Annotated in this window: 11 protein-coding genes and 1 pseudogene; 7 read left to right on the forward strand and 5 right to left on the reverse strand. The window is 63.7% G+C overall.

The window, feature by feature from the left end; translation table 11 throughout:
- The 5 genes and pseudogenes from DC522_RS30685 to DC522_RS30705 all read left to right on the forward strand — a co-directional run.
- Positions 1-79, forward strand: a pseudogene (locus DC522_RS30685) (7-carboxy-7-deazaguanine synthase QueE); the annotation flags it as partial.
- The gene (folP, locus tag DC522_RS30690; RefSeq protein ID WP_116532274.1) at positions 79-912 is read left to right on the forward strand and encodes a dihydropteroate synthase; all 834 of its coding nucleotides are present in this window, start codon (positions 79-81) and stop codon (positions 910-912) included. The pseudogene DC522_RS30685 and the gene folP, both read left to right, overlap by 1 nt.
- The gene (gene folB / locus DC522_RS30695) at positions 909-1,277 is read left to right on the forward strand and encodes a dihydroneopterin aldolase (RefSeq protein WP_116532275.1); all 369 of its coding nucleotides are present in this window, start codon (positions 909-911) and stop codon (positions 1,275-1,277) included. Before folP ends, folB begins: the two co-directional genes overlap by 4 nt.
- The gene (gene folK, locus DC522_RS30700) at positions 1,270-1,743 is read left to right on the forward strand and encodes a 2-amino-4-hydroxy-6-hydroxymethyldihydropteridine diphosphokinase (protein ID WP_116532276.1); all 474 of its coding nucleotides are present in this window, start codon (positions 1,270-1,272) and stop codon (positions 1,741-1,743) included. The genes folB and folK overlap by 8 nt, the downstream gene beginning before the upstream one ends.
- A 296-nt stretch (positions 1,744-2,039) precedes the next feature.
- Positions 2,040-3,209, forward strand: a complete 1,170-nt coding sequence (locus DC522_RS30705; RefSeq protein WP_116532277.1) for a sensor histidine kinase — start codon at positions 2,040-2,042, stop codon at positions 3,207-3,209.
- A gap of 14 nt (positions 3,210-3,223) precedes the next feature.
- Here the strand turns inward: DC522_RS30705 and DC522_RS30710 are convergent, their stop codons facing one another.
- The 4 genes from DC522_RS30710 to DC522_RS30725 form a co-directional block, all read right to left on the reverse strand.
- Complete coding sequence (locus tag DC522_RS30710; RefSeq protein ID WP_245444699.1) at positions 3,224-4,588, reverse strand: MFS transporter; 1,365 nt, start codon at positions 4,586-4,588, stop codon at positions 3,224-3,226.
- Positions 4,589-4,969: 381 nt separating this feature from the next.
- Positions 4,970-5,998 carry an IS110 family transposase gene (locus DC522_RS30715; protein ID WP_116532278.1) on the reverse strand — a complete coding sequence of 343 codons (1,029 nt, stop codon included), beginning with the start codon at positions 5,996-5,998 and terminating at the stop codon, positions 4,970-4,972.
- A gap of 434 nt (positions 5,999-6,432) precedes the next feature.
- Positions 6,433-7,461: an IS110 family transposase gene (locus DC522_RS30720; RefSeq protein WP_116532278.1), complete on the reverse strand. Its 1,029-nt coding sequence runs from the start codon at positions 7,459-7,461 to the stop codon at positions 6,433-6,435.
- Positions 7,462-7,662: 201 nt separating this feature from the next.
- On the reverse strand, positions 7,663-8,601 hold the full coding sequence (locus DC522_RS30725; RefSeq protein ID WP_116532279.1) for a LysR family transcriptional regulator: 939 nt from the start codon (positions 8,599-8,601) through the stop codon (positions 7,663-7,665).
- Between the two features lie 121 nt (positions 8,602-8,722).
- On the opposite strand from DC522_RS30725, the gene DC522_RS30730 reads away from it, so the two are divergent.
- Entirely contained in the window at positions 8,723-9,463 is a 741-nt protein-coding gene (locus DC522_RS30730) for an SDR family oxidoreductase (RefSeq protein WP_116532280.1), read from the forward strand.
- A 50-nt stretch (positions 9,464-9,513) separates the two neighbouring features.
- Positions 9,514-10,416 carry an SDR family oxidoreductase gene (locus DC522_RS30735; protein WP_116532281.1) on the forward strand — a complete coding sequence of 301 codons (903 nt, stop codon included), beginning with the start codon at positions 9,514-9,516 and terminating at the stop codon, positions 10,414-10,416.
- Between the two features lie 433 nt (positions 10,417-10,849).
- On the opposite strand, the gene DC522_RS30740 is transcribed toward DC522_RS30735, so the two are convergent.
- Positions 10,850-11,188: phosphate acyltransferase (locus DC522_RS30740; protein ID WP_256369938.1), on the reverse strand; the 339-nt coding region annotated here is incomplete at its 5' end.

Consider the following 11,188-nt stretch of genomic DNA (forward strand, 5'->3'; position numbering starts at 1 on the left):
GGCGGCGGATCGGTGGTTCACGGCGACAGTCCTGCCGCAGTTGCACGTCCTCGCCTGGGGCAACAAACGCGGCGTCTGATGAATGCGGGATCGACCATGTCACCAACCTTGACCGGCCTGGGCTCGCGCACCCTGATCATGGGCGTCCTGAACGTCACGCCCGACTCGTTCTCGGATGGCGGCCTGTTCAGCGACCACAAGGCCGCGCTTCGACATGCCCGCGAGATGGAGGACGCTGGGGCCGACATCATCGATATCGGTGGGGAGTCCACGCGCCCGGGACACACGCCGGTTGGAGCTGAGGAGGAACAGCGGCGCATTATTCCTGTCATCCGCGACCTCGCCGGCATTCTCAATGTGCCCATGTCGATCGACACCTACCGGGCTGCGACCGCCCGCGCGGCCCTGGCGGCCGGCGCCAGGATCGTGAACGATATCTGGGGCTTTCAGTACGATCCCGATATGGCCGCCACCGTGGCCGAGCATGGGGCTATGGCGGTCGTCATGCACAATCGGGCGGAGGCGGATCCCTCGCTCAATCTCATGGCGGACATGCAGCGCTTCTTCGAGCGCTCCCTGGACCTCGCCCGGCGGGCCGGCATTCCCGACACGCATCTGATCCTTGATCCCGGCATCGGCTTCGGCAAGACGGCCGATCAGAACCTCGAGGCCTTGCGCTGTCTACCGGAGCTCAAGACTATGGGCTTTCCCGTACTTGTGGGCGCCTCCCGCAAATCGGTTCTTGGCCGATTCTACAAGCCCGAGGTGCCGCCGCGCGACCGGCTGTACGGGACCCTGGGCGCACATCTCGCGGCGGTGTCGCGCGGCGCAGACATCATTCGGGTTCACGACGTGAAGGCTCACGTCGAAGCGTGCCGGGTCGCCGATATTCTGTTGAGAGGCCAACCTTGACCGATACGATCATCCTCTCCCGGCTGGCGCTCTATGCCCATCATGGCGTTCACGCCGAGGAGGCGCGCCTGGGGCAGCGCTTTTACGTGAGCCTCACCTGCGCTCTCGATCTCAGGCCCGCCGGGCAGGTGGACGACTATCACCAGTCCGTCTGCTATGCGAGCCTTGCCAAGCTCGCCTATGAGGTCGGCACCACGCGCCGCTTTCACACCATCGAAGGCTTGGCGGAGGCCATTGCCGCAGGCGTGCTGGAACGATTTCCACGGATTACGTCCCTGACGGTGCGGGTCGAGAAGCCTGAGGCGCCGGTGCCGTTCATCCTCGACAGCGTTGCGGTCGAGATCCGGCGCTCGCGCGATGGCTAAGGTGGCGCTCAGCCTAGGCAGCAACTTGGGTGACAAGCGCGGCAACATTGCCAGGGCCCTTTCTGCCCTCGATCGGGGCGGAGCACGGATTGTGGCCCGCTCAGCCGACTTTCGCACCGAGCCATGGGGGCCTGTTGCCCAGGACTGGTTTGTGAATGCCTGCGCCCTTGCTGAGACCGATCTCTCGCCGGAAGACCTTCTGGCTCTCTGCCTGCGCGTCGAACAGGAGCTTGGGCGCGTCCGTGAGACCAAGTGGGGTCCCCGAGCAATCGACATTGATATCCTGACCTATGATGACTTGGAGATCGGCACCCCTGCTCTGACACTTCCCCACCCCTTTGCGGCAGAACGCGCCTTCGTGCTCGTGCCACTGGCCGAGGTCGCCCCTGAGCTGAGGCTTGGCGGAAGACGCATTGTGGAGCTGCTCGCCACCCTGAGCAGTGGCGGCATCACCAAACTCACCTGACTCACCGTCGACGCCATTTTAGTCGCGGTCTGCCCACCTTCGCCAACTTCAGCTTGGGGTCAAATTGGGTCCTTCAGCGCGGCCGTGACAAGATCCGCTTCACTCTGCTCTTGCAGAAGGTCAGCTTAGGTCAGCCCCCTGCCGTCGGGAGACTTTCCAGGCTCACACGCCCTCACGCTGAACCCTCACTCCGGTGGAGGTGAAATCTTGCGGAAGGCTATTTAGGGAACTCAATATTGTGGCACCGCCTTTAGCTCAACATTGAATCTTCCTATTCAGCTTTGTTGACGAGATAGATGCCGAGAAAGACCGGTGATCCCGCCCCCGAACTGAAGCGGTTGCACGAGTACCAGCGGGCACTCGCCGCCTTCAGCCGGATTGCCTCCGAGGTCCTGTCGACCGAGCGGCTGCTGCATTACGTCACGGCCCAGGTCTCGCGCGTCACCCACATCCGGCACGCCAAGGTGATGCGCTACCGCCCGGACAAGGGCGATCTCCTGCTCGTGGCGGGCGTTGGCTGGAAGCCGGGTGTGGTGGGCAACACAACGTTCTCCCTCGACAGCGCCTCGGTTGCTGGCCGGACGATGCAGACATCCGCACCGGTCATCATCGAGGACCTGCCGAACGACCCGGAGTTCCGGACGCCGCCAACCCTGCGCGAGCACGGCATCGTCTCGGTGCTGAACGTGCCGATCCGGATCGACGGACGCACCTGGGGCGTGCTGGAGGTCGATGCGGAGGAGCCGCGCACCTTTGACGAGGGCGACGTGACCTTCCTGACCACCATGGCCAACATCCTGGGCGTCGCCCTGCTGCGCCAGGAGACCCAGGACAAGGCGGCGGAGGCGGCAGCCCAGCATGCCCGGCAAAAGTCCTTTGCCGAGGTGGTCCTGCGCGAGTTCCAGCATCGGGTGAAGAACAACCTCCAGACCATCATCTCCTTCCTGGCTCTCCAGCGGCGGCATGCGTCCACGCCGGACGACCGGGATCGCTTCGTGAGCGTCATGGACCGGGTTCATGCCATCGCCCTGGCGCAGGACCAACTGTCGTTCGAGACCGGCGTCAGCAACGTCGAGTTCGGCGACTACCTGCGGGCGCTCTGCGCCAACATCGACCCGGGGCGGGACGAGGTCACCATTGAAGTGGAAGCCCACAGGGGGGCGCTGCTCCCGCTCGACCGGGCCGTTGCGGCCGGTCTCATCGTCAACGAGCTGGTCACCAACTCGCTCAAGTACGCGTTCGATGAGAGCGGCGGGATTATCCAGGTCACCTTCACGATGGCCCGCGAACAGGGTGAGGCTTGCTTGGCGGTTGAGGACAACGGGCGCGGGATGGGACCGCCCCGCCAAGGTGGGCTGGGGCTACGCCTCATCGATGCCTTCACCACTCAGCTCGATGGCCAAGTCGAGCAGGAGCCAGTCGAGAAGGGCACACGCACCTGCGTGCGTTTCCCCCTGCCCCTCTGACCTCAGTCACGCCCTCAACGCTCCTCCGGTGGCTTGATGGCTGAGAACTGCCGCAGCAGCGTGAGGTCGTAGGCGGCCTTCAGGGTGCCGGCGAGGACGAGCGGCCAGCCGAACGGCGACACGGTCAGCAGCCATCCGGACACCAGTGGTGCGAGCGCGGACGCGAGGCTGCGGGGCACGGCCGTCACGCTCGCGGCGGCGGGCCTCTCTTCTGGCCGGACCACCGCCATCACGTAGGAGGACCGGGTCGGCACGTCCATCTGAGACAGCAGGCTCCGGAGGATCAGGAGCCCGAACGCGATCCAGATGTTCGGGGCAAAGGCCGTCAGGATCAGGAAGAGACTCGACGGCAGGTGCGTGAACACCATCGTGTTGATCAGCCCGAACCGACGGGCCAGTGGCACCGCCGCGAAATACGACACTGCGGAGCACAGGCTGGTCACGAAGAACATCGCCCCGATGGTGGCGACACTGATGCCGAACCGCTCACTGAGCCAGATCGTGAGCAACGCGTTGATGACGAGCCCGCCGCCAAAGGCGTCGACCGAGAACAAGGCCGCCAGGCGGTAGACGATCCAGCGCGACGGTCCGAGCGGGGCCGGCGGGGCGCCCGTGCCGGCTTCGACCCGGGGCGACAGGTGACGGTAGAGCAGGAACGTGAGCAGCCCGAGGGCACCGTAGAGCGCGAAGAGCGCCGCGATCGTCGTCGATGGCGCGATGACCGGCGCGAGCCAATCGACCACGCCGACCGAGAGCGCCCCCAGCGCGCCGCAGAAGGCTCCGACGAAGCTGTAGCGGGCGAACGCCAGCGTCCGGTCCTCATCGGCGACGACATGGGCCAGGACGGTGTGCTCGAGGGGCAGGAACACGCTGACGTCGCCACCGGACGGATTGAGCGTGCCGACGAAGGCGATCACGAGTAGCGGCCAGAAAACGTGGACACCGGCAAACCCTAACCCGGTCACCATCATCAGGAGCCCTGCCGCCAGCAGGGCCGGACGCCGCGGGATGCGGTAGGCGACCAGCCCGAGGGCAAGGGTCAAGAGGGCAGAGCCCAGCAAGGATGCGGTCGAGATCAGGCCCACGCCGAAGGCATCGTAGCCGAGGCGCGAGAGATGAAGCGGCAGCAGGATCGCGACGTAGCCGTCGCCGAATGCCCGCAGGGATCGGGCCCAGAGAACCCGCCTGATGTCCGACGGCAACTCTCGGCTTGGACGGATACCGATCCCCACTTCGGAGCGGGATTCGGCTTCACTGGTGCTGGTTGTTGGCATGCGGCGTCCCCTTGGAAACAGGACACGATGCTTGGGCATGCCGCCTCGTGGGGAGATCGCGATCCCCATGGCCTCAGTAGATGTCCCCCAGAATAGCTCTGTCAACTGGGCGAGGATGTCCGTGTTCTAAGGTCGCCTTCAGGTCAAACTTTAGCGTTCCGACCACTCAACGAATGTCAGCTCTTAAGCGCCGAAGCGGACGAAGCTCCTTGGTCCAGGGAGTGCCATGTGTGGACGGCTCCCCGTTGGCAAGGGAATTGTTGAACGCTTCTGCCGAGCTGGTCGGTGCGGCCATGTGTTCGACCTGTTGCTGCGGTGCTCATGTCCGCTGGCCATATGCCCTCCGCGAAGGGGTCCCGACCAAAAGCTCGCATTCCAAGATGCTCTGGCACGAGTGGGTTGTCCCGCTTCCCGGTCCGACCGGATCCTGCATTAGTGTCCGTACGCCCTTCCCAACCTCCTGATCGCCGGCTCCCCCGGCGATGATTACGCCGCCTGCCCGATGACCGGCTCGCGATAGCGCTCGCCCTTGGCCATGATCACCCACACCATGCGGGCCATCTTGTTGGCCAGGGCTACCGCTGCCACTTTAGTCGCCCGTCGCGCCAGCAGTTGCACGATCCAGGGACGTCGGGTGCCATGCTGCTGGGCATAGCGGATCACCGCCAGTGCGCCCACTGTCAACATCGAGCGCAGATAGCGGTTACCTTGCTTGGTCACGCCGCCCAGCCGTTCCTTGCCACCACTGGAGTTCTGCTTCGGCACCAGCCCGATCCAGGCCGCGAGATTACGACCCGAGGAGAAAGCCTGCGGATTGGGAACATGGGCCACCAGAGCACTGGCGAGCAAGGGACCCACTCCGGGGATCTCGGCCAGCCGGCGGCTGACCTCACTGGCACGATGGCAGGCGGTGATGCGCCGGTCCATCTCCAGGATCTGGCGCTTGACCAGCACCAGTTGCTCGACCAGCGCCAGGATGCAGGCCCGGGCAAGTTCAGGCACGCGTTCGTCTCCATCCCGAACCATCAGCAGCAGCTCGTCGACACCCTCACGGCCGATCTTCGCCACGAGGCCAAACTCTGCCAGATGGGCTCGGATAGCGTTGGTGAGCATTGTCCTCTGCCTAACCTGCATCAGCCGCACCCGATGCAGCATGAGGATGCTCTGCTGCTCGCACGTCTTGGTTTCGACAAAGCGCATGGTGGGCCGGGTCACCGCCTCGCAGATCGCCTCGGCATCGGCCATGTCGTTCTTCTGCCGCTTCACGTAAGGTTTGACGTAGGCCGGCGGCATGAGTTTCACCTCATGGCCAAGGCTCTGGAGCTCACGTGACCAGTGATGGGCACTTGCACAGGCCTCGATTCCGATCAGACAGGGTGGCAGGCTGGCGAAGAACTTGAGCACCTGCCCTCGCCTGACCTGACGTCGGATGATCACGGTGCCCTCGGCATCAATACCATGCACCTGGAAGACGGACTTGGCGATGTCCAGACCAATGGTCTTGACCGTGCTCATGGGCTGCTCCTGTCTCGCTGGCTGCTGAAAGCAGCCATGCTACCTCACCGTTGGGTGGGAGCCGTCCACAGCATCAGAAGCGGACTTCGGAACCGTTACTCGGAAGCTGGTGTTCGTTACAGTGCGCCACTTCGTGTCGATCAGTGCGTCAAATGAGACTGCTTCACAAACGCGATGTGTGGACGGCTCCCCGTTGGCAAGGGAATTGTTGAACGCTTCTGCCGAGCTGGTCGGTGCGGCCATGTGTTCGACCTGTTGCTGCGGTGCTCATGTCCGCTGGCCATATGCCCTCCGCGAAGGGGTCCCGACCAAAAGCTCGCATTCCAAGATGCTCTGGCACGAGTGGGTTGTCCCGCTTCCCGGTCCGACCGGATCCTGCATTAGTGTCCGTACGCCCTTCCCAACCTCCTGATCGCCGGCTCCCCCGGCGATGATTACGCCGCCTGCCCGATGACCGGCTCGCGATAGCGCTCGCCCTTGGCCATGATCACCCACACCATGCGGGCCATCTTGTTGGCCAGGGCTACCGCTGCCACTTTAGTCGCCCGTCGCGCCAGCAGTTGCACGATCCAGGGACGTCGGGTGCCATGCTGCTGGGCATAGCGGATCACCGCCAGTGCGCCCACTGTCAACATCGAGCGCAGATAGCGGTTACCTTGCTTGGTCACGCCGCCCAGCCGTTCCTTGCCACCACTGGAGTTCTGCTTCGGCACCAGCCCGATCCAGGCCGCGAGATTACGACCCGAGGAGAAAGCCTGCGGATTGGGAACATGGGCCACCAGAGCACTGGCGAGCAAGGGACCCACTCCGGGGATCTCGGCCAGCCGGCGGCTGACCTCACTGGCACGATGGCAGGCGGTGATGCGCCGGTCCATCTCCAGGATCTGGCGCTTGACCAGCACCAGTTGCTCGACCAGCGCCAGGATGCAGGCCCGGGCAAGTTCAGGCACGCGTTCGTCTCCATCCCGAACCATCAGCAGCAGCTCGTCGACACCCTCACGGCCGATCTTCGCCACGAGGCCAAACTCTGCCAGATGGGCTCGGATAGCGTTGGTGAGCATTGTCCTCTGCCTAACCTGCATCAGCCGCACCCGATGCAGCATGAGGATGCTCTGCTGCTCGCACGTCTTGGTTTCGACAAAGCGCATGGTGGGCCGGGTCACCGCCTCGCAGATCGCCTCGGCATCGGCCATGTCGTTCTTCTGCCGCTTCACGTAAGGTTTGACGTAGGCCGGCGGCATGAGTTTCACCTCATGGCCAAGGCTCTGGAGCTCACGTGACCAGTGATGGGCACTTGCACAGGCCTCGATTCCGATCAGACAGGGTGGCAGGCTGGCGAAGAACTTGAGCACCTGCCCTCGCCTGACCTGACGTCGGATGATCACGGTGCCCTCGGCATCAATACCATGCACCTGGAAGACGGACTTGGCGATGTCCAGACCAATGGTCTTGACCGTGCTCATGGGCTGCTCCTGTCTCGCTGGCTGCTGAAAGCAGCCATGCTACCTCACCGTTGGGTGGGAGCCGTCCACAGCATCAGAAGCGGACTTCGGAACCGTTACTCGGAAGCTGGTGTTCGTTACAGTGCGCCACTTCGTGTCGATCAGTGCGTCAAATGAGACTGCTTCACAAACGCGACGTCGCCGCGTCCTGCGGGACCGAATTCAAGACCTGCCGGGTCCCAGTTCATGCACCGTTGTGCGCTGCTCTCGAGTATGCCGCTCGAAAACACCCACCAACCAGTCGATGAAGACCCGGACCCGGGGCGAGAGCTGGCGATTGCGCGGGTAGAGAAGAGAGACCGGCGTCGGCGTCGGCGGAAAGCGTTCCAGCACCACTTGGAGCTTCCCGGACCTCAAGGCGTCCTCGGCGTGATAGCGCGGGATCTGGATGAGCCCTAGTCCGAGCTCGGCGGCAGCGAGGTAGCTCTCGGCGCCATTGACCGAGACAACCGTCGGCAGCGTGACATTGCAAACCTTGCCGCCGACGGTGAATTCGAGCGGCAGCAGGCCCCCTGTCGCCGACGAGTGGAAGCCCACCATTCGATGGCCGTCGGCAAGCGCATCCGGATGATCAGGCCGACCATGCGCCTCGAGATAGGTGGGCGCTGCGAGCGTGACCTCCTCCAGCATCGCGACGCGACGGGCGATCATGTCGCTGTCCTGCGGAACGCCGACCCGAAGCACGCAGTCGATGCCTTCGCGGACGAGGTCGACGAGCCGGTCACCTTCGCTCATGTGGAACTCGATGTCCGGATAAGTCCGCAGGAACTGCGGCAGGCTCGGCAGGACGAAGTGCCGGGCGAGCGTGCCGTGCACGTCAACGCGCAGCAGGCCTTTCGGCTTGACGCCGGAGAAGGCCCCTTCGGCATCCTCGATATCGGCCAGGATGGAGAGACAGCGCCGGTAATAGGCCTCGCCATCCAGCGTCGGGCTGACATGCCGGGTCGTGCGCTGCAACAGGCGTACACCGAGACGCCGTTCAAGCTGCTTCACCGCATCGGTGACGGTCGAGCGCGGCAGGCCGAGGTCCTCGGCCGCCAGGGTGAAGCTGCGTCTCTCGGTGACGCGGGTGAAGACCCGCATGGCATCGAACCGGTCCATGTTCTTTATTCGTCATATCCGGACAGAGATGCCGGATAATCGGCGATTATCCGGCAAGCGAAAAGGGTCATCTTCTCCTCGCCGAACAGCGCCTAGGCGCAAACGACAAAGGAGAAAGACAATGTCCGAGAATAGTAACAAAGTTGCGATCATCACCGGGGCCTCGCGCGGCATCGGCGCAGCCATCGCTGAGCGGCTGGCTGGGGACGGCTTCACGATCGTGATCAACTACGCCGGCAAGTCGAGCGAAGCCGCGGCTCTGGCGGCGCGGATCGAACAGGGCGGCGGCAGGACGCTCACGGCCCAGGCCGACGTCGGCGATCCGGCCGCAATCGGGCGTATGTTCGACGCGGCCGAAGCAGCCTTCGGCGGGGTGGACGTGCTCGTCAACAATGCCGGCATCATGCGGCTGGCACCTCTCTCTGAGGTGAATGATGCGGTCATCGACAGCCAGATCGCCGTCAACCTAAGGGGCGTCATCAACACACTCCGCGAGGCGGCACGGCGGCTGCGCAGTGGCGGGCGGATCATCAACCTGTCATCCAGCGTCGTCGGCCTTTACCCACCGACCTACGCCGTCTATGCCGCCACGAAGGCTGGTGTCGAGGCAATGACGCACGTGCTCGCCAAAGAGCTGCGCGGCCGCAACATCACCGTCAATGCGGTGGCGCCGGGGCCGACAGCGACGGCGCTCTTTCTCGATGGCAAGCCGCAGGAGGTCATCGAACATCTGACGAACCTCGCGCCACTTGAGCGGCTCGGCCAGCCGCAAGACATCGCTGCCGCCGTCTCGTTCCTCGCCGGACCCGACGGCGCCTGGGTCAATGGCCAGGTGCTGCGCGCCAACGGCGGGATCATCTGATCGCCCCTAACTCCGACAGTCACGAAAATCCCCAATTGGGAGACCTCGTTATGAGCAAGAAGATCATTCTCGTCACCGGCGCCTCGAGCGGCTTCGGCCGCCTGACATCAGAGGCGCTCGCGGAGGCTGGCTATACGGTCTACGCGTCGATGCGCGACACCAAAGGGCGGAATGCCCCACAGGTGGAAGCAATTGCCAAATTCTCACAGGACCATGGCGTCGACCTGCGCACCGTCGAACTCGACGTGCAGTCGCAGGTGTCCGTCGATCGCGCGGTAGAGCAAGTGATCACCGACCATGGACGCATCGATGTGCTGATGCACAATGCCGGACATATGGTGTTCGGCCCGGCCGAGGCCTTCACGCCCGAACAGTACGCCGAACTCTACGACATCAACGTGCTGAGTACGCAGCGGGTGAACCGGGCGATGTTGCCGCATATGCGTCGGCAGAAACAGGGGCTGCTGGTCTGGGTGTCGAGTTCGAGTTCAGCCGGGGGTACCCCGCCTTATCTTGCCCCTTACTTCGGCGCCAAGGCAGCTATGGACGCGATCGCCGTGCAGTACGCGCGCGAGCTGTCGCGCTGGGGGATTGAGACCTCGATTATCGTGCCCGGTGCCTTCACCTCAGGGACTAATCACTTCGCCCATTCCGGCAAGCCCACCGATGAGAGGATCGCCGCGGAATACCAAGCCGGGCCCTATGCCGGGTTCGGCGAGCAGATCCAGAATGCCTTCACGGCGATCGTGCCGCCGGATGCAGATGCCTCGGCCGTGGCCGAGACAATCGTCAAGGTGGTCGACACGCCCTTTGGCCAACGCCCATTCCGCGTCCACATCGACCCGACCGAGGACGGTGCGGATGTTGGCTTTGCCGTGCTCGATCGGGTGCGCGCCGAGATGCTCCACCGCGTCGGCCTCGCGGATCTCTTGAAGCCGAGGGTGCTTGTCTGAGATCGAACTCGACGGCAGGGGCCTGCACTGGTGAGGCCCCCGCCAGAGGAGATGGCATCTCCAGAACGACGCGGTGACACAAATGCTGGAGCGGGCGGAGGTCGCCTTCACCGTGCACGGAGATTGGAGCCAAAGGTTTGCTGACTGGGCGGCACAAAAGGCCGCTTGGCCTTTCTCGGACATCGTTTATCGAAAGCACTGGGGCATTAAAGACTTGGCCACCTGGGATCAGAATCGTTAGTTCCGGCGAGGTTCAGCTTTTCGGAACCCAAACGGTCTCGGGAATGACTGATATGGGTCACGCACTGACGATCCCCTGCCCTCTGGGAACGTCCGGTGTTCCCTGCCAGAGCTGACATTCGACTTACTTCCGAGAAGTGCCAATAAGCGACCTTCGCCCTATAGCACTCGTATGGCCTCCTTAGTCCAAGAATTACTCAGCGATGGCGGCCTCAACCGAGGTCAGCGCCGTCATGTTCGTAATCCGCCGGACAGTGCTCGTCGGCGTCAGGATATGGACCGGACGCCGAACCCCGAGCAGAATGGGCCCGACCGTGACCCCCTGTCCTGCCACAGCCTTGAGCACATTGAAGGTGATGTTCGCCGCATCCAGGTTCGGCATCACCAGCAGGTTGGCTGCCTCAGTCAAGCGCGAGTCGGGGAACACTCGATCAAGGATGCCTTTGTTGAGGGCTGCATCCCCGTGCATTTCACCCTCGACCTCAAGGTCCGGGGCTTGGCTCTGGATCAGCTTCAGGGCTTCCCGCATCTT

This window comes from Microvirga sp. KLBC 81, assembly GCF_003075415.1.
Taxonomy (GTDB): Bacteria; Pseudomonadota; Alphaproteobacteria; order Rhizobiales; family Beijerinckiaceae; genus Microvirga.